The sequence below is a fragment of the Ruegeria faecimaris genome (genome assembly GCF_900182615.1).
Lineage (GTDB): Bacteria > Pseudomonadota > Alphaproteobacteria > Rhodobacterales > Rhodobacteraceae > Ruegeria > Ruegeria faecimaris.
This window is the reverse complement of sequence record NZ_FXTE01000004.1, coordinates 129,366-146,440: the sequence shown is the minus strand read 5'-3', so window position 1 is coordinate 146,440 and position 17,075 is coordinate 129,366. Positions and strand designations below refer to the sequence as shown.

Genomic DNA, 17,075 nt, shown 5'->3' with positions numbered 1-17,075 from the left:
CAGCCACAGCAAGACCTGTATCAAAGGATGACTCCAGCCGTGACCCACCTGTGGAACAACGCGATTCGTCTTAGCAATATTAACGCGCGGAGGGCCTGTAAGCCGGATCTTGTTCCAGGGTTGCCCCCTTCGATGACCATTCCTCTAGGCCGTGCATTGCTGCACGGCTCAAGCTGCCAACCCGGTCCCTCTCGGCCAAGACGCACTTAGCGGCGGTATCGGCGGACGCCGACCTGCCCGCGTGGGGACCCTATTTGGCATTGCTCCCGGTGGGGCTTGCCGTGCCACCCCTGTTGCCAGGGGCGCGGTGGGCTCTTACCCCACCGTTTCACCCTTACCATGCGCGCATGGCGGTCTGATTTCTGTGGCGCTTTCCGTCGGGTTGCCCCGCCCGGGCGTTACCCGGCACCGTTGTCTTGTGGAGTCCGGACTTTCCTCTCGGGCTTACGCCCCAGCAGCCATCCGGCCCTCCGCGCGGAGACGTGGGTATGCGCAGTGTCAGGCCGCGTCAAGGGCCGATAGGGCGTTAAGGGGCAACCCGTTCTTGGCCTGAGGTCAATTCAGCCCCGAGATATTTTTTGGCCAGATGAAAAGCGGATCAGGTCCAGAGCGCCGCATGGCCGAGCGGGGTGAAATCCGCAGGTTCCAACGGGCCTTCGGCCCAAGGGCGGTATCTGAGACGCACGGTGGCAAGCAGCGTGTCGTCGTCCGTTTCGGGCGGAAAGCCCATCTGTTGCGCCAACGCACGGAACAGCGGCATCGAGGGCTCTTGCGGGCCGTCATCCTGGCCACGTTGGCCAGCAAGATTGAGATGTTCGAGCCGTTGCCAGGGAAAGCGCGGGCCGGGGTCGACCTTGCGCCCCGGAGCCATGTCGGAATGGCCGATAACCCCGTCCGGTGCAATCGCCCATCGGGCCATGATACGGGCCAGAAGCCACTCAAGCGTGGTCATCTGAGGTTCGGGAAAAGGATAGGTGCCAAGGTTGTCCAGTTCGATCCCGATGGAACGCGAATTGATATCGGTTCGACCGCGCCACTCCCCTGCTCCGGCGTGCCAGGCCCGGTCCTCTTCGCGCACCATTTGCCAAAGCGTGCCATCGGAACCGATCAGGTAATGCGCAGACACTTCGAAGGCCGGGTCACACAAGCGATCCAGCGCAGCCTGCGCGCTGTCCATTGCTGTGTAGTGGAGAACCACCAAAGACGGCGTCAGCCCATCCCGGCGATCTCCGAAATTGGGGGATGGGTGCCAGATGGGCTGAGGATCAGTTGTTGACGGCACTGCGGAACGGGCTGGGATCCCAGCCGCAAGCATATCCGTCGCCATCAGGGTCAAGCCCCTTGCGGTCCTTCTGGGGACCGCCATTTGACAGGAACTCGATCTGCGCCTGGTCCGCCGATGGGAATTTCGCGCAATTCCGCTGTGCCTTGGCCTGCAGGTTGAACCCCGCACGGCTGTAGAGCTGGGCACCGACCGGATTGGATGTGCTCAGCGCGTATTGGACGATGTTTGGCTGACCATCCGCTCCGCGTTGCGGAACCGCGGTTGGGGCGACAACCTCATAGGTTTGGCTGTTCTGTTCGATTCGAGCAGCATCGGTTTCGATACTGCGACGTTCAGAAACCGCAGCAAAATCCTGTTCGTCAGAGATGCCGCTGTTGCTCGCAGTCCGCACCGATGCTGAAGCGGCGGTCGCCTGCGTCGAGGTGCTTGCAAGCGCTGCAGCAGTGGCCGTGGCCAGGTCAGCACCATCCGCGCCCGATGTGGGCGACCCCAGAGGTTGTTGCGAGACCTCATAGGGTTCCGGCAGAGGGCTTCCGGTGCCGCCCTGCCCTGCCAGCTCAGCTTCTCTTTGCGCCTGATAAGTCGGGGTGTTGAACCCTGTACCCTGAACCGGGGCCACCGTGTTACAGGCGGCCATCAACCCGATTGCGGGGATCAGAATCGAAAAGCGCATCCAGCTGCTCCGTTCTACGTTGTCTTGTTGATCAGAGGATTACCACCATTTCCCCGGCTTGGCCACAAAGCCCGCAGCGCTTTCCAGCGCATAGGCCGTGTTCAGCAAATCGCCTTCGTCCCATGGACGGCCAATCAGCTGCAGACCAAGCGGCAAACCCTGAGAATCAAGACCTGCAGGAACCGAAATGCCCGGCAAACCAGCAAGGTTGACCGTCACGGTAAAGACGTCGTTCAGATACATCTGAACCGGATCCGCCTCGGTCATTTCGCCCAGTCCGAACGACGCCGACGGCGTGGCCGGGGTCAGGATGGCGTCGACACCGGCGGCGAAGACGTCCTCGAAATCTTTCTTGATCAGGGTACGGACCTTGCGGGCGCGGTTATAATAGGCGTCATAGAAACCCGCCGACAGAACATATGTCCCGACCATCACCCGGCGCTGCACCTCGTGCCCGAAGCCTTCGGCGCGGGTCTTTTCGTACATCTCGGTGATGCCGTCGCCCTGCCCTATCTGCGCGCGGCGGCCATAGCGGACACCATCATAGCGCGCCAGGTTCGAGGACGCCTCGGCAGGCGCAATCACGTAATAGGCGGGCAGCGCGTATTTGGTATGCGGCAGAGAGATGTCGACGATCTCGGCCCCTGCGTCCTTCAGCATCGCCGCGCCATCTGCCCAGAGTTTTTCGATCTCGGCGGGCATGCCGTCCATCCGGTATTCCTTGGGGATACCGATCTTCTTACCCTTGATGTCGCCGGTCAGCATGGCCTCGAAATTCGGGACGGCCAACTCGGCGCTGGTGGAATCCTTGGTGTCATGACCGCACATGGTTTCCAGCATGATCGCCGCGTCGCGGACATTCTTGGTCATCGGTCCGGCCTGATCCAGTGAGGATGCAAAGGCCACGATGCCCCAGCGCGAACACCGGCCATAGGTCGGCTTGATGCCAGTAATCCCGACAAAAGCCGCTGGTTGACGGATCGAGCCGCCAGTATCGGTGCCAGTGGCGGCCAGACACAGATCAGCTGACACCGCCGAAGCCGATCCGCCGGAGGACCCGCCCGGTGTCAGCTGTGCGTCGTCATTGCCACGGCGCCACGGGCTGACCGCATTGCCATAGACCGAAGTTTCGTTGCTGCTGCCCATGGCAAACTCGTCCATGTTCAGCTTGCCCAGCATCACGGCACCCGCGTCGGCCAGTTGCTGCGAAACGGTAGATTCGTATTCAGGTTTGAAGCCTTCAAGAATCTTTGAGGCTGCCTGCGAGGGCACGCCCTTGGTGCAGAATAGGTCCTTGATGCCGATCGGCAGACCACACATCGACGGCGCATCACCCGCTTTGATGCGCGCGTCCGCTGCCTTGGCACGTTCTATCGCGATCTCGGGGGTTTTATGAACAAAAGCGTTCAGCGCATCTGCTGCATCAATGGCGGTCAAGCAGGCTTCGGTCAGCTCGACCGAGGTGACATCACCGGCACGCAGCGCGTCGCGGGCTTCGGCCAGGCCCAGTTTGTTCAGATCGCTCATGTCTTACTCCACCACTTTGGGGACTGCGAAAAAACCTTCGCGTGCGTCGGGGGCATTGGCCAGAACCTTGTCCTGCTGGTTGCCGTCGGTGACCACATCCTGGCGGCGCTTCAGGCGCATCGGTTCGACCGAAACCATCGGCTCGACACCGTCGACATCCACTTCATTCAACTGTTCGATGAACCCAAGAATGGTGTTGAACTCGGATGCCAGCGCAGGCAGCGCGTCATCCTCGACCTTGATCCGGGCCAGTTTGGCCACCTTTGCGGCGGTGCTTTGGTCAATCGACATCGGAAAACCTCATATGCGTCAGGGGGCATTTACCTGTCTGATGCCTCGGTCGCAAGGGTAGCAGGCGGTTGTTCTGCCCCTTCTATGCAAGGAGGCGGCTTAGCCATACAAAAATGCATAGCGCCTATGCACAAAAGTAAACCAATTAGTTCAGAATCCGCCTTGAAAAAGTGAACTGCGCCGTTCACTTCTTACAGCATGGCACAGCCACTAACTGGAGTAAGATGATGAAAACGCTCATGACCGCATTTGTGTTGGCCACTACTGTTCTTGCTACGCAAGCTCAGGCATTCGGACCCACCATGGGTTCGCTAACCCGCGACCTGTCTTTCCCCGATCAGGTTTCCGAACCAGTTACACAGGACAAAACGAAGCTGGGTAACTGACGCCACGACTTCGTCCGGGTCGGATCCCCCTCTCCGACCCGGAATTTCGCATTTGACTGCTGCGTTTGATTTGCCGACTCGCTACGATGCGTCCGAACACACCGCCGGATTTCCGGCAAGCCCACGGAGCATAGAATGAGCGCGCGAAAACAGGCAGTCCTGGACGCAATCGACGCAGCCAACATCCAAGATCCAACCTTAGAGAACGGCCAACCCGCAGCGTTGCTTTACGGACAACGCATGAGCGCTGAACTGGCCAGGCTTTTTCCCGATGCATCGAACTCGCTTGAGATCGCCGCACGCGGGCAACATGTTGAACGCTGGAAGCTGGCCCGAAGTGAATATCCCGAAGGGCGCGCCGGGTATCTGGCTTGGCGCAAGGCGCAGGGCGAACACCATGCGCAAACCGTCATGACCTTGATGAAGCAGTGCGGATTTGAAGAGAACGAAATCCAAGACGCCGGACGCATGGTGCGCAAGCAGGGTATCAAACGTGACAACGAGGTACAGGCGCTGGAAGATGTGGCCTGTTTTGTGTTCCTCAAATGGTATTTCGCTCCCTTCGCCGCAAAGCACTCGCAGGAAAAAATCCTCAGCATTGTCGAGAAAACCGCGCGTAAGATGTCATCCGATGCACGCACCAGGGTTCTGGCCGAATTTGACCTGCCGGCAGAACTGGCTGCTGCGTTTCAGGCCTGAGACGCACGGCTTAGGTGCCTGCGGTAGACCTCGATCATCCAGCCCAACATCGTGGCGTTCAGGATGTGCCACAGAAAATGCGTGCCAGTCGGGAACTGCATGCAAATCGGTGCGTCCAAAGCGCGAAAGGTAATCGACACGATCAGGATCACTGCGCCGGTCGCCAGCCCGCGGGCGGTATCAGGCCGGCGTTTCGACAACAGGATTGCGTAAATCAGGATCAATAGCGGCACCGGAGCATAGGCGGCCGATCCGCCCAGACCCGGAATCAGTTGGAACACCGGAATCGTCAAAGCGGCATATGGCACAAACAGGGCCGCGCCGATCCACGCGTAAAGCGGCCGCAACTGCCAGACGTCGCGATTCATTGCAAAAATATAGGTCAGGATAAAAAGCAGGATGGGTGCTGTATCCGCCAACGCGGACCAGACCTGTGCATGGGTGTGAAACAAATAACTGCCAATTCCGATGCCGACCAGGATAACCACAAGCATTTTTGCCAATGGCATCCCCGGCCCGCGCACCCGCCGCCACATAATGAAAGCCGCAATCAAAAAGGCGGCATTCGTAACCGCATTTATCGGCTCTGCCCAATAGGCAGGCGATAAGCGCTCGCAATAACTGTCAATTTCCCGAAACCAATCCATGAAATTTTACATACCCGATGCTAGTCTGCTGCCAACAGTTCATTTGGGAGTGCTTTTCATGAATATCATCTGGCTTGGGCATGGCAGCTTTCGCATTGAAACAGCAGGACAGGTTCTGCTGATCGACCCTTGGCTGACCGGCAACCCCGTTTTGCCTGAAGATCAGCATGACGCTGCTTTGGAAGGCGCGACACATATCCTGCTGACACACACGCATTTCGATCATGTTGTTGACGTTGTCTCATTGGCCAAACATCTGAACGTCCCCGTGGTCGGTCAGTATGACCTAATGGGGTACTGGAGCGAAGCCGAGGGTCTGGAAACAGTCGGCTTCAACAAAGGCGGCACGGTCAACCTGAACGGTGTTATGGTCTCGATGGTACCCGCCTCGCACAGCTCGACATTTTCGACCCCAGACGGGCTGCGCACCGGCGGCAGCGAGGTCGGTTTCATGATCTCATCCGAGGGGCACATGCTCTATGTTTCGGGCGACACCGATATCATGGCCGATATGGACTGGATGGGGGATTACTATAAACCCGATATAGGTATCCTGTCCGCAGGGGGCCACTTTACCATGGACATGAAAGGCGCCGCCTATGCTGCAAAGCGCTATTTCAATTTCAAAACCGTGATTCCCTGCCATTACAAGACCTTCCCGATTCTGGAGCAATCCGCGCAGGTGCTGGCGGACGGTTTGCCGGGTGTCGAGGTGATCGAACCGCAGCTGATGCAAGCCATCAAGCTGTAGCCGCTTGATGAGTAACGCGGTAACACCCTCTCCAGAACTGGTCGCTGTCATACGGCGCTGGAATGATGCGGTTCGCCTCAAGGATCGCGCCGCGCTGATGAACCTGCTCTCGTCATCTGAACATCTGCGGTATCAGGGGTCGGCAGATGGCGAAAGCTGGTCCGGACAGGTGTTCCGCCAGGGCTTTGCCGACCACACCCGCGAAATTCCGGATTTCAGCTGGGACGAACATTCGCTCGAGGCGTTTGAATGCGGAGACATAGGATGGGCCCATTGCGAAGCAACACTTGCATTCACATCAAACGGCAAAGCCACACTCCATAGGTTCACCTTTGTATTGCATCTGGAAAACGGTGTCTGGAAGATGATCCAGATGCATGTCTCCAACCCGACTTCGAACATGGAGAAAATCGGGATCGAGCATGAAGCGCTGAACGCATTGATCGCGGCAGCTCGGCAGGAATTCATTCAGGATCAACAAGAGGGCGCGGCATCGGTCATGTTTACTGATATCGCGGGTTCTTCTGAAATTACGCGTAAGGTCGGAGATCACAAATGGACCGCGCTCATATCCAGCCATTTCGATCTGGCTGAAAATCTGATTCACACCCATGGCGGCCGACTGGTCAAATCACTTGGGGATGGCACGATGTCGATCTTCTCCTCTGTCCACGACGCGATCCAAGCGGCGACCGAATTCCAAAGGGAAAATGCGGCCCTACAGTCGGATATACCCTTGGGTCTTCGGGTTGGCATTCATACCGGCGATGTCATTCAGCGGGACGAGGATTTCTTTGGATCGGTGGTCAATAAGGCCGCACGGGTGACTGGCCTTTGTGGCGCGAATGAAATTCTTGTCACCGACGTTACCCGATTGCTGCTGGGCGCGACCGCCGGGCTACAGTTCAGCGCTCCGATTTCCGCTCAACTAAAGGGGTTCGGTGGGCCACAGACGGTCTATCGCGTGGACTGGGCCAAACCCTAGCACCGCAGGCCGGTCCCAACCCAGATTATTTACTGTCCCTCTTTTTGGTGAAGAATTCGCGCAGCAGGGCTTCGCAATCCTTGGCGGCAATACCGTCAAACACTTCGGGTTTATGGTGCGACTGTGGATGGGAAAACACCCGCGCCCCGTGAGCTACCCCACCCGATTTGGGATCAGAGGCCCCGTAATAGATCCGCCGAACACGAGCGGCGGCCAAAGCCGCGGCGCACATCGCGCAGGGTTCCAGTGTGACATAGATGTCGTGGTCAATCAGGCGTTCCGATCCGGTCGCAACACAGGCGGCGCGCAGGGCCAGTATCTCGGCATGTGCGGTTGGGTCGTTCAACTCGCGTGTCTGATTGCCTGCCACGGCGACAACCCGGTCGCCCAGCACGATAGCAGCCCCTACCGGAACTTCGCCGCGTTCACCGGCTTCGCGCGCCTGCTCAAGCGCGATATCCATGTACGATTTGAACTCCATGCCTCTGACTGCATCAGAAACCTGCCTTTCGCAAGGCGGCGGGATGCGCTATGGGCTGCAAATGACTAATACCCCTCCTCCAGGCGACCGGATCGCCAAAGTCCTTGCCCGCGCTGGCGTCGCCTCGCGCCGGGAAGCGGAACGCATGATCGAAGCAGGTCGTGTGGTTGTGAACGGCAAGACCATCGACAGCCCCGCGCTGAACGTTACCGCCAAAGACAAGATCACCGTCGACGGCAAGCCTGTGTCCGAGCCGGAACCGTCACGTCTTTGGCTGTACCACAAGCCACCCGGTCTGGTTACGACGACGAAGGACGAAAAAGGCCGCGCGACGATCTTCGACAAGTTGCCCGAGGACATGCCCCGCGTCATGAGCGTCGGGCGGCTTGACCTGAACTCGGAAGGGTTGCTGTTGCTGACAAATGATGGCGGCATCAAGCGCAAGCTGGAACTTCCTGCCACCGGATGGCTGCGCAGATACCGCGTCCGTGTAAACGGGCGTCCAAAAGACGAGGATTTCGCGCCGCTCCGAAAGGGGCTGGTGATCGAGGGTGAACGGTTCCAACCGATGGATGTAACACTCGATCGGCAACAGGGCGCAAACGCCTGGCTGACCATTGGCCTGCGCGAAGGTAAAAACCGCGAAATCCGCCGCGCGGTCGAGGATATCGGCTTTGCCGTGAACCGGTTGCTGCGCGTCTCGTACGGCCCATTTCAGTTGGGCAAACTGAAACCCGGAGAGGTCGAGGAAATTCGCCGCCGGGTCATGCGTGATCAGCTTGGTCTTGAGGCTGAGCCAGAGGCTCCGGCCAAACGCCCTGCACGACCACAGCGCAAACGGCCTCCGATCGGCAAGAAATCTCGCAAATGATAAGGGTTAGGTAACCTTCCCCCTAGCGCCGGGGCCGCGCATCCCCTAAGTTTTCCGCAAAGAGAAACTCAGGGAGCATCATGTCCGGGTCCGGAGTACAAAAACTGGCCTACGTGGCCTTATTGGTTCTGTTGTTCGGCGTCTGCACCGGGTTACTGGGAGGGCTGTAAGCACATGGCCAAACGCTTTGGCGGCAAATACAGCCCACACGACTCAGATTCGTCGACAGATCAACCGGCGCGCGGTCAGTTTGATGGCGCGCGCGTCGAACCGGCTGGCGCGCGGGCCAATATCCTGTTTATCCCGGCTGTTCCATTGGTGTTTCTGTCGCTGAACGACGGTGCAATCGGGATGACCATTGGACTTGTTGCCGCTGGTTTGCTGACCGGGGCGGCCTTTCTGCTGCGCGAAGGGTTGCGGGCCGAAGCGGCCTATAACGCGCGGCGCACCGCACGGCGCCCGGCAATTCCCCGCAAGATATTTTCCAGCGTTCTGACCGGCCTTGGCGCCGGGTTGGCCTCATACCGATCCGAGTTTCTCGATGCGGCAACCGTGTCTGACGCCAGCCTCATCGCCCCAGTTTTATTCGGCACCGCCGCTGCTGTGTTGCATTCCGTTTCCTTCGGCCTGGACCCTGTGTCAGACAAAGGCATGGAAGGCATCGATACCTTTCAGCAGGACCGTGTCGCACGGGTAGTCGAAGACGCTGAGGTGCATCTGACCGAAATGACCGACGCCATCAAACGTGCTGGGGACCGCCGGATCGAAGCGCGGGTCGAGCGATTTCAGGAAACTGCCCGCGATTTGTTTCGCACCGTCGAAGAAGACCCGCGCGATCTGGCCGGAGCAAGAAAATACCTGACCGTCTATCTGCAGGGTGCCCGTGACGCGACGGTAAAGTTCTCGGATGTTTATGCCAGAACACGTGATGCACAGTCGCTGCAGAATTACTCGTCTCTTCTGGATGACCTGGAACAGAATTTCTCTGCCAGGACCCGTAAGATGCTATTGGATGACCGCAGCGATCTGACGGTTGAAATTGACGTGCTGCGCGAACGGTTGCAGCGCGAAGGCGTTCGGTTGGACTGACCGGCCCGAAGTATACAGAGAGGATTACCCCATGTCCGAGGAAGTAAAGAACAAGGCAGTCGAAGCCGAAACGCTGGTACAGGAAGTGACCGCCGTCGCCCTGCCTGACCCCACGGCGGAAATTGTCCTTCTTAAAGAGGCCGACGAGCCTGTAGGTGCTGAAATTCGTAAACGCATGGGCGAGATCGACATGGGGAACACGAATTCCATCGTGTCCTTCGGCTCGGGTGCGCAGGCCGAGTTGCAGGAAATCAGCCAGGCGATGCTGGCGGATGTACGCAACAAGGATGTCGGTCCGGCAGGTGACAGCCTGCGTCATATCGTGACCACGATCCGTGGATTCTCGGTCAGCGAACTCGACGTGCGGCGCGAGCGTAGCTGGTGGGAAAAACTGTTGGGCAAGGCCGCCCCGTTCGCCAAGTTCACCGCCCAATACGAACAGGTTCAAGGCCAGATCGACCGGATCACGGATGACTTGCTTTCGCATGAACATACGCTGTTGAAGGACATCAAGTCCCTGGACATCCTGTATGAAAAGACGCTGGGCTTTTATGATGAGCTGGCGCTTTACATCGCGGCCGGCGAAGAGAAGCTGAACGAACTGGACAGTCAGGACATTCCTCAGAAAGAGGCCGAGGTTCAGGCCGCGCCCGAAGAGGATCAGGTGATGAAAGCGCAGGAGCTGCGCGATTTGCGTGCTGCGCGCGATGATCTGGAACGCCGGGTGCATGATCTGAAGCTGACGCGACAGGTCACCATGCAGTCGCTGCCCTCGATCCGTCTGGTTCAGGAAAATGACAAATCTCTGGTGACCAAGATCAACTCGACCCTGGTGAACACCGTGCCTCTCTGGGAAACCCAGCTGGCACAAGCCGTCACCATTCAGCGCAGCGCCGAGGCCGCCGCCGCCGTGCGCGATGCGAATGACCTAACCAACGACCTTCTGACCGCGAATGCCGCCAACCTGCGCGAGTCGAACAAGGTGATCCGTCAGGAAATGGAGCGCGGTGTCTTTGATATCGAGGCCGTAAAACAGGCCAATGCCGATCTGATCGGAACCATCAATGAAAGCCTGGAGATTGCGGATGAAGGCAAGGCCAAACGCGCCGCTGCCGAGCAAGAGCTGCAGAAGATGGAAACCGAACTGCGCGACACTTTGGCCGCAGCCAAAGCGCGCAAGGACGGTATCGGTGACAACGCCGGAACAGCTGTTCCGGGCTGATGGTGGATTGAAGGTGCGGTCACAGGGATATCTGAAGCCCGTATTGGGTCTGGTCGCATTGCTGGCGCTGGCCAACTGCGACGAGGCCCTGACGTCTTCGGTTGCCCCTCAACCGCGCCCCGTAGCCCCCCCAGCGCCTGCCCTCAATGCCTATGTACCTCCATCTGCGGCCAGTCAGGATCTGGCGCGGTTCTATCAGCGGGTAGAACGTGACCTGCTGACGCGTGGTATGCTGCGCAGCGATGGCGGCGGGCCGGACACTCCTTATGATGCCAGCGATCTGGAGCGCAATTTCGAGACGATTGCCTTTTTCAACGAGTATCCAGATCACGCCGTCACCGCGACCACATACTCGACCGAGGGCCAGCTTAGCCGATGGTCCGCCCCCATCCGTGTTCAGACAGAATTCGCCCCGTCTGTGTCCCCCGAAATGCGGGCAAAGGATGCCGAACAGGTCGAGACCTTTACCGCGCGGCTGTCCAAAGTGACCGGTCATCCGATGTCTGTCGTTACCCGCAAGGCAAATTTCCATGTCTTTTTCGCGGGAAAGGATGACGGTGCATACGTGGTCTCCCGCCTGAAACAGCTTGTACCTGGCATCGATCAGCCATTGCTTGACCTGGTTGCAAACCCGCGTTCAAATATTGACTGTTTTGTCATCGCGTCTCCGACCAACCGGTCCCTGCACCGGTTTGTTCGGGCGGTGGTGCTGATCCGTGCTGAATTGCCTGATATGCTGCGGCGCAGTTGCATCCATGAAGAAATGGCGCAGGGGCTGGGACTCTCCAATGACAGCAACGCTGCGCGACCATCCATCTTTAATGATGACGATGAATTTGCGCTGCTGACCAGCCATGACGAGAAATTACTGACAATGCTCTATGACCCGCGTCTTGAGCCTGGCGTGGCTGTCGAAGACGCGCGTCCCGTGGTGCGGATCATTGCGCGCGAACTGATGGGCCAGCAGCTGTGAGCCCAAGATAAGGAGACCCCAAATGGGTATTTTCGATTTTCTGTCCGGCGAGTTCATCGACGTCATCCACTGGGTCGACGACACCCGCGATACGATGGTCTGGCGGTTCGAACGCGAGGGCCATGCGATCAAATACGGCGCCAAACTGACCGTGCGCGAAGGCCAGGCGGCCGTTTTCGTGCATGAGGGGCAGCTGGCGGATGTCTTCACTCCCGGTCTCTATATGCTCGAGACCAACAATATGCCGATCCTGACGACACTGCAGCATTGGGACCATGGCTTTCAGTCTCCGTTCAAATCCGAGATTTATTTCGTCAACACGACTCGCTTCAATGACCTGAAATGGGGCACCAAGAATCCGATCATGCTGCGCGATCCGGAATTCGGACCGACCCGCATTCGCGCTTTCGGTACTTATACAACCCGGGTCAAAGACCCAGCAAAATTCATGATCGAAATCGTCGGCACCGATGGTGAGTTCACGATGGACGAGATCAGCTTTCAGGTGCGCAATATCATCGTTCAGGAATTCAGCCGGGTCATCGCAGGATCAGGCATTCCGGTTCTGGACATGGCCGCCAATACCGCCGATCTGGGCAAGTTGATCGCGGCAGAAGTGACCCCGGTCTTGGACGGGTACGGGCTGGAGATGCCTGAATTTTATATCGAGAACATCTCACTGCCACCCGCAGTTGAAGCGGCGCTGGACAAGCGGACATCGATGGGGCTGGCTGGTGATCTGGGTAAATTCACCCAGTATTCAGCCGCTGAGGCGATGACAGCCGCGGCCAACAATCCCGGTCAGGGCGGTGGCATGGGCGCTGGCCTTGGCATGGGAATGGGCATGGCCATGGCACAGCAGATGTCGAACATGGCAGCGGGTCAGCCGAGCGGTCCGTGGGGCGGTTCCGCCCCCGCTGCCCAGCAACCTGCGGCGCATACGGCGCCTCCGCCGCCACCGCCAGTGGAACATGTCTGGCATATCGCCGTTGACGGGCAAACCAGCGGGCCATTTTCCAAGGCCAAGATGGGCCGCATGGCGACAGACGGAGAGATCACACGAGACACCCATGTCTGGACCGCCGGTCAGGACGGCTGGAAAAAGGCGGGTGAGGTACAGGAACTGGCGCAGTTGTTCACGATCTTGCCGCCGCCCCCGCCCGGAGCCTGAAGTGACGGAAAGCTTAGGCAGCAACGTTTAACGCGTATCCGCAACTTCTCTGAAAGAGCAAACGAATGTCTACTTTGGACCGCTACTCAATGCCCCAAATCGTGTTGCACTGGCTGATCGCTGTGATCATCATCGGCGAATGGATCAGCAGCGATGGCATGGGACGGGCCCTGCATGCCCGGCTTGAGGGCAACACGGTCTGGACAGAAGGGGCCACCCCTCATGTCTGGCTTGGCTGCATCGTCTTTGCGCTGATCCTGGTCCGCATTCTTCTTCGGTGGCGACAGGGCGCGCCTACCCCGGTTGAGGAGAGCTCGGACCTGATGGCGACTGCAGCAAAGTTGGGACATCTCTTGCTTTATGCGCTGATGGTCGCGGTGCCAATCTTCGGCATGTTGGCCTGGTTCGGGGGTATCCACGTTGCTGGTGAGGTCCACGAAACCGTGGGCAATGCCCTGTTGTTCGTCGCATTAGGTCACGCTGCCTTTGCCATCTGGCATCATTTCATCAAACGGGACGGGGTGCTGAACCGGATGCGCCTGTCCTCTGGCCGATAACGCAAATTCGAGGCTTCAATGGCCCCTACCGACCCTAACATTGTAGACGAATACCGCTTTCCCTGCGATCAATGCGGGGCGGATTATCGGTTCAATCCCGATGATGGTACGCTCACCTGTGACCATTGCGGTCACTCCGAGGCGATTGGCGCCGGACCGTGGGGCGGTGCCAGCCTGAAAGAGCTGGATTTCAACAGTGCGCTTTCGGATCAGCTGCCTGACGATGAGATCGAGGAAACGCGTGTTCTGACCTGCCCCAACTGTGCGGCTCAGGTTGAATTCGACCCGGCCACGCATGCAGCCGAATGCCCCTTTTGCGCAACCCCGGTCGTCACCGATACCGGCATCAGCCGTCATATCAAACCTCGCGGTGTGCTGCCCTTTGCGCTGGATGAGCGCACGGCGCATAAAGCGATGGGAGACTGGCTGGGACGGTTATGGTTCGCCCCAAACGGGTTGAAGGATTATGCCCGCAAAGGGCGCAAGATGCAGGGTATCTATGTTCCATACTGGACCTTCGATGCGGATACGAAATCCACATATCGGGGCGAGCGCGGCATAGTTTACTATGAAACACGCAGTGTCATGCGCGATGGCAAGCGTGTACAGCAAAGGGTCGCCAAGGTGAGATGGTCCCCGAAATCGGGCCGGGTCGCACGGTTCTTTGATGACGTTCTGGTTTTGGCATCCCAGTCTTTGCCCAAGAAGTACACCGACGCGCTGGAACCCTGGGATTTACCCGCGTTGGAACCGTATCAGCCTGAGTACCTCGCCGGTTTTCGGGCCGAGGCCTATACGGTCGAACTGAATGACGGCTACACCGAAGCGCGCGCGCATATGTCCCGCGTGATCGAACGGGATGTACGCTTTGATATTGGTGGCGATCGGCAGCGCGTTCATGCGGTTGAGACCGATGTGCGGGATGTGACCTTCAAGCATGTCCTATTACCGATCTGGATGGCCGCCTACAAATATCGGGGGCAGACCTACAGGTTTGTGGTCAACGGCCGCACCGGGCGCGTTCAGGGTGAACGTCCCTGGTCAGCGCTCAAAATCTCGGTCGCCGTGTGCCTTGGCCTGCTGGTGGCAGCCGGTGTTGGCTATCTGGTGGCAACCGGTCAACAGTGACCCTGCCGACCGCATCAGCCCTTGAACATCCGCCAGTCTGACATCATCCTGCGCCCTGTCAACGCCGATGGGGAGGCCTGTGTGACACTATCCGCTCTGAACAATCTACTGGATCAACGGCATTCCTGCCGCGCCTTCCTTTCTGACCCGGTGCCAAAGGATCAGATTAATCAGATCCTGACCAGCGCAGCCCGCGTTCCAAGCTGGTGCAATGCGCAGCCCTGGAACGTGACCATCACCAGCGGGCCAGAGACCGATAAGCTTCGGAAGGCACTGCAGGATGAGGTAATCGCGGACACGCCATCCCCGGACCTGCCCTTTCCTGCCTCCTATTCGGGCATCTACCAGGAACGACGCCGTGAATGCGGCTGGGCCCTTTACGAAGCCGTTGGCGTTGAACGCGGAGATCGCGCCGGGTCCACCCGGCAGATGATGGAGAATTTCGCCCTTTTCGGAGCGCCCCATTGTGCAATCATATCCAGCCCAACGGAACTCGGCGCTTATGGCGCCATGGATTGTGGTGGCTTTGTTACGGCCTTCACCCTGGCGGCGCAGGCTCTGGGCATAGCGACAATTCCGCAGGCCGCAGTGGCCAGCTATGGCCCTTTTCTGCATCGATATTTCAACATCCCGGATGACCGTCTGATCCTATGTGCGATCTCTTTCGGCTTTGCAGACAAAGACCACCCGGCCAACGGGTTTAGAACCAGTCGCGCCGCGCCCGACGCGTTTGTCGAGTGGGTCGACTGACCATCAAATGGAGGAACCAAATGCGTGCGCTGTTGCAGAGGGTCTCGCTGGCAAAAGTCTCGGTAGGAGGTGCAATGATCGGACAAACCGGTCCGGGCCTGCTGATACTGGTTTGCGCGATGCAGGGGGATGACGACCAAAAGGCCGAACAGCTTGCTGCCAAGGTCTCAAAGCTGCGGATATTCAAGGATGAGGCCGGCAAGATGAACAGGTCGGTTCTGGATATGGGCGGCTCGGCCCTAGTAATCAGCCAGTTCACACTTGCCGCTGATACCTCGCGCGGGAACCGCCCGGGGTTTTCTGAAGCGGCACCGCCAGAGGTTGGAAAACGCTTGTATGAGGTTTTCGCGCATCGGCTAAGTGTTCTTGGCGTCCCTGTCGAAACCGGTCAATTCGGGGCGGATATGGCCGTCGAACTGGTCAATGACGGCCCGGTCACGATCTGGGTCGAAAGCTGATGGAGCAAAGGCAAAAGGCAACCCGAATATGGCAGGCCGGAGTTGACGCGGTTAGTGGATATGCGGCGACGTTAACGGCGCTGAATGATATCGAGGCGCCCGACCAAATTTTAGCTGTCGGCAAAGCTGCGGCGGCGATGACCCGCGCAGCGCTGGACCATTTCGGCCCCCTCCCCGCTTTGGTTGTCACCAAGGATGGCCACGGGGACGCCCTGCCTGACCATGTCAGGGTGATCGAGGCCTCTCATCCCGTTCCTGATATCCGCAGTCTGCAAGCGGGCCGCGCACTGCGTGAGATGGTCCAGTCGATGGGATCATCTTCGCATTTGCTGCTGCTGGCTTCGGGCGGGGCCTCGTCTTTGGCTGAGGACCTTGTACCCGGCAAAACGTTGGCGAATCTGGAGCAGTTGAACCGAAAACTGCTGTCGGAAGGGTTGAATATCTCTGAAATGAACGCCGAACGGCGCAAACTGTCCCAAATCAAAGGGTCTGGCCTGTTGGCCCAGTTCAAAGGAGCGAAGGCGACTGTACTGGCGATTTCCGATGTGCCCGGCGATGACCTGAACGTTATCGGATCGGGCATTGGCGCACTTCCTGAGCCGCGCGATTTTCAGGGAGTTGCGCGCATCGTTGCATCGAACAAGCATGCCCGTGCTGCCGCCGCCCGACTGGCCATGGCCGAGGGCGCACCCGTTTTAGCGAATGAGGAATGCCTGCACGATGACCTGAAAAGCATAGCAGCCCGTTTGGGGCCACGGCTGCGCAATATGCCCGAAGGCGTCATGGTTTTCGGTGGAGAGCCAACTGTCGTGCTGCCCAGAAATCCAGGCAAGGGTGGGCGCAATCAGGCCCTCGCTTTAGCGTTGGCCAGAGAAATCGCGGGTATTGCTGGGCTGACGCTGCTTGTCGGGGGCACCGACGGCACCGACGGGCCGACCCAGGCCGCGGGGGCGATTGTTGACGGGACCATTTGGGGCGATGGTGCGGAAAAGGCGCTGCGGGATGCTGACAGCGGCAGCTATCTGGAACGCGCAAATGCTCTTTTCGTCACCGGGCCGACCGGAACCAACGTAATGGACCTTATTGTCGCAATCCGAAGCTGATTTGACGATTTTCACCTGCACCAAAACC

General features: G+C 58.7%; 19 protein-coding genes, 1 other RNA gene and 1 pseudogene. 14 read left to right on the top strand and 7 right to left on the bottom strand.

The window, feature by feature from the left end; translation table 11 throughout:
• Positions 1–82 precede the first annotated feature (82 nt).
• The 5 genes from rnpB to gatC form a co-directional block, all read right to left on the bottom strand.
• Positions 83–474, bottom strand: an RNA gene (gene rnpB / locus FN806_RS10265) — RNase P RNA component class A.
• A 124-nt stretch (positions 475–598) separates the two neighbouring features.
• Complete coding sequence (locus FN806_RS10260) at positions 599–1,327, bottom strand: N-acetylmuramoyl-L-alanine amidase (protein ID WP_425471978.1); 729 nt, start codon at positions 1,325–1,327, stop codon at positions 599–601.
• Positions 1,266–1,958, bottom strand: coding sequence for a hypothetical protein (locus FN806_RS10255; RefSeq protein WP_142636737.1), 693 nt, complete (start codon positions 1,956–1,958; stop codon positions 1,266–1,268). Before FN806_RS10255 ends, FN806_RS10260 begins: the two co-directional genes overlap by 62 nt.
• Positions 1,959–1,997: 39 nt before the next feature.
• Positions 1,998–3,485, bottom strand: coding sequence for an Asp-tRNA(Asn)/Glu-tRNA(Gln) amidotransferase subunit GatA (gatA, locus tag FN806_RS10250; protein ID WP_142636736.1), 1,488 nt, complete (start codon positions 3,483–3,485; stop codon positions 1,998–2,000).
• A 3-nt stretch (positions 3,486–3,488) separates the two neighbouring features.
• Positions 3,489–3,776, bottom strand: a complete 288-nt coding sequence (gene gatC / locus FN806_RS10245) for an Asp-tRNA(Asn)/Glu-tRNA(Gln) amidotransferase subunit GatC (RefSeq protein WP_142636734.1) — start codon at positions 3,774–3,776, stop codon at positions 3,489–3,491.
• Between the two features lie 227 nt (positions 3,777–4,003).
• On the opposite strand from gatC, the gene FN806_RS20465 reads away from it, so the two are divergent.
• The gene (locus tag FN806_RS20465; RefSeq protein WP_185956681.1) at positions 4,004–4,162 is read left to right on the top strand and encodes a hypothetical protein; all 159 of its coding nucleotides are present in this window, start codon (positions 4,004–4,006) and stop codon (positions 4,160–4,162) included.
• Positions 4,163–4,297: 135 nt separating this feature from the next.
• A complete protein-coding gene (locus FN806_RS10240) occupies positions 4,298–4,861 on the top strand; it encodes a DUF4202 domain-containing protein (RefSeq protein ID WP_142636732.1) in 564 nt (187 codons plus the stop codon).
• Here FN806_RS10240 and FN806_RS10235 read toward each other — a convergent pair.
• Entirely contained in the window at positions 4,852–5,508 is a 657-nt protein-coding gene (locus FN806_RS10235) for a ceramidase domain-containing protein (RefSeq protein WP_142636730.1), read from the bottom strand. The two genes, FN806_RS10240 and FN806_RS10235, sit on opposite strands and share 10 nt — an antisense overlap.
• Positions 5,509–5,566: 58 nt before the next feature.
• On the opposite strand from FN806_RS10235, the gene FN806_RS10230 reads away from it, so the two are divergent.
• Positions 5,567–6,259: a metal-dependent hydrolase gene (locus FN806_RS10230; RefSeq protein WP_142636728.1), complete on the top strand. Its 693-nt coding sequence runs from the start codon at positions 5,567–5,569 to the stop codon at positions 6,257–6,259.
• A gap of 7 nt (positions 6,260–6,266) precedes the next feature.
• Entirely contained in the window at positions 6,267–7,244 is a 978-nt protein-coding gene (locus FN806_RS10225; RefSeq protein WP_142636726.1) for a nuclear transport factor 2 family protein, read from the top strand.
• A 25-nt stretch (positions 7,245–7,269) separates the two neighbouring features.
• Here the strand turns inward: FN806_RS10225 and FN806_RS10220 are convergent, their stop codons facing one another.
• Complete coding sequence (locus FN806_RS10220; RefSeq protein ID WP_142636724.1) at positions 7,270–7,725, bottom strand: nucleoside deaminase; 456 nt, start codon at positions 7,723–7,725, stop codon at positions 7,270–7,272.
• A 61-nt stretch (positions 7,726–7,786) separates the two neighbouring features.
• Here FN806_RS10220 and FN806_RS10215 point away from each other — a divergent pair.
• From FN806_RS10215 to FN806_RS10170, 10 genes and pseudogenes are all read left to right on the top strand, one after another.
• Positions 7,787–8,593, top strand: a pseudogene (locus FN806_RS10215) (pseudouridine synthase); the annotation flags it as partial.
• A 177-nt stretch (positions 8,594–8,770) separates the two neighbouring features.
• Positions 8,771–9,685, top strand: coding sequence for a 5-bromo-4-chloroindolyl phosphate hydrolysis family protein (locus FN806_RS10210; RefSeq protein WP_142636721.1), 915 nt, complete (start codon positions 8,771–8,773; stop codon positions 9,683–9,685).
• A 31-nt stretch (positions 9,686–9,716) separates the two neighbouring features.
• Entirely contained in the window at positions 9,717–10,907 is a 1,191-nt protein-coding gene (locus FN806_RS10205) for a toxic anion resistance protein (RefSeq protein ID WP_142636719.1), read from the top strand.
• Positions 10,876–11,880, top strand: a complete 1,005-nt coding sequence (locus tag FN806_RS10200) for a DUF2927 domain-containing protein (RefSeq protein WP_246097227.1) — start codon at positions 10,876–10,878, stop codon at positions 11,878–11,880. The genes FN806_RS10205 and FN806_RS10200 overlap by 32 nt, the downstream gene beginning before the upstream one ends.
• A gap of 22 nt (positions 11,881–11,902) precedes the next feature.
• On the top strand, positions 11,903–13,051 hold the full coding sequence (locus FN806_RS10195; protein ID WP_142636717.1) for an SPFH domain-containing protein: 1,149 nt from the start codon (positions 11,903–11,905) through the stop codon (positions 13,049–13,051).
• A gap of 65 nt (positions 13,052–13,116) precedes the next feature.
• The gene (locus FN806_RS10190) at positions 13,117–13,608 is read left to right on the top strand and encodes a cytochrome b (protein WP_142636715.1); all 492 of its coding nucleotides are present in this window, start codon (positions 13,117–13,119) and stop codon (positions 13,606–13,608) included.
• Positions 13,609–13,626: 18 nt separating this feature from the next.
• Positions 13,627–14,736 (top strand): TFIIB-type zinc finger domain-containing protein, encoded by a 1,110-nt coding sequence (locus FN806_RS10185; RefSeq protein ID WP_142636713.1) that lies wholly within the window; start codon positions 13,627–13,629, stop codon positions 14,734–14,736.
• 81 nt (positions 14,737–14,817) lie between these two features.
• Positions 14,818–15,486, top strand: coding sequence for a nitroreductase (locus FN806_RS10180; RefSeq protein ID WP_142636711.1), 669 nt, complete (start codon positions 14,818–14,820; stop codon positions 15,484–15,486).
• 20 nt (positions 15,487–15,506) lie between these two features.
• Positions 15,507–15,944: a D-aminoacyl-tRNA deacylase gene (dtd, locus tag FN806_RS10175; protein ID WP_142636709.1), complete on the top strand. Its 438-nt coding sequence runs from the start codon at positions 15,507–15,509 to the stop codon at positions 15,942–15,944.
• Complete coding sequence (locus FN806_RS10170; protein ID WP_142636707.1) at positions 15,944–17,047, top strand: DUF4147 domain-containing protein; 1,104 nt, start codon at positions 15,944–15,946, stop codon at positions 17,045–17,047. The genes dtd and FN806_RS10170 overlap by 1 nt, the downstream gene beginning before the upstream one ends.
• The last annotated feature ends 28 nt before the right edge of the window (positions 17,048–17,075 follow it).

Bases quoted from the DNA above. Each gene is read 5' to 3' on its own strand.
- FN806_RS10260 (WP_425471978.1), bottom strand. From the start codon at position 1,327: ATGGCGACGGATATGCTTGCGGCTGGGATCCCAGCCCGTTCCGCAGTG.
- FN806_RS10255 (WP_142636737.1), bottom strand. From the start codon at position 1,958: ATGCGCTTTTCGATTCTGATCCCCGCAATCGGGTTGATGGCCGCCTGT.
- gatA (WP_142636736.1), bottom strand. From the start codon at position 3,485: ATGAGCGATCTGAACAAACTGGGCCTGGCCGAAGCCCGCGACGCGCTG.
- gatC (WP_142636734.1), bottom strand. From the start codon at position 3,776: ATGTCGATTGACCAAAGCACCGCCGCAAAGGTGGCCAAACTGGCCCGG.
- FN806_RS20465 (WP_185956681.1), top strand. From the start codon at position 4,004: ATGAAAACGCTCATGACCGCATTTGTGTTGGCCACTACTGTTCTTGCT.
- FN806_RS10240 (WP_142636732.1), top strand. From the start codon at position 4,298: ATGAGCGCGCGAAAACAGGCAGTCCTGGACGCAATCGACGCAGCCAAC.
- FN806_RS10235 (WP_142636730.1), bottom strand. From the start codon at position 5,508: ATGGATTGGTTTCGGGAAATTGACAGTTATTGCGAGCGCTTATCGCCT.
- FN806_RS10230 (WP_142636728.1), top strand. From the start codon at position 5,567: ATGAATATCATCTGGCTTGGGCATGGCAGCTTTCGCATTGAAACAGCA.
- FN806_RS10225 (WP_142636726.1), top strand. From the start codon at position 6,267: ATGAGTAACGCGGTAACACCCTCTCCAGAACTGGTCGCTGTCATACGG.
- FN806_RS10220 (WP_142636724.1), bottom strand. From the start codon at position 7,725: ATGGAGTTCAAATCGTACATGGATATCGCGCTTGAGCAGGCGCGCGAA.
- FN806_RS10210 (WP_142636721.1), top strand. From the start codon at position 8,771: ATGGCCAAACGCTTTGGCGGCAAATACAGCCCACACGACTCAGATTCG.
- FN806_RS10205 (WP_142636719.1), top strand. From the start codon at position 9,717: ATGTCCGAGGAAGTAAAGAACAAGGCAGTCGAAGCCGAAACGCTGGTA.
- FN806_RS10195 (WP_142636717.1), top strand. From the start codon at position 11,903: ATGGGTATTTTCGATTTTCTGTCCGGCGAGTTCATCGACGTCATCCAC.
- FN806_RS10190 (WP_142636715.1), top strand. From the start codon at position 13,117: ATGTCTACTTTGGACCGCTACTCAATGCCCCAAATCGTGTTGCACTGG.
- FN806_RS10185 (WP_142636713.1), top strand. From the start codon at position 13,627: ATGGCCCCTACCGACCCTAACATTGTAGACGAATACCGCTTTCCCTGC.
- dtd (WP_142636709.1), top strand. From the start codon at position 15,507: ATGCGTGCGCTGTTGCAGAGGGTCTCGCTGGCAAAAGTCTCGGTAGGA.
- FN806_RS10170 (WP_142636707.1), top strand. From the start codon at position 15,944: ATGGAGCAAAGGCAAAAGGCAACCCGAATATGGCAGGCCGGAGTTGAC.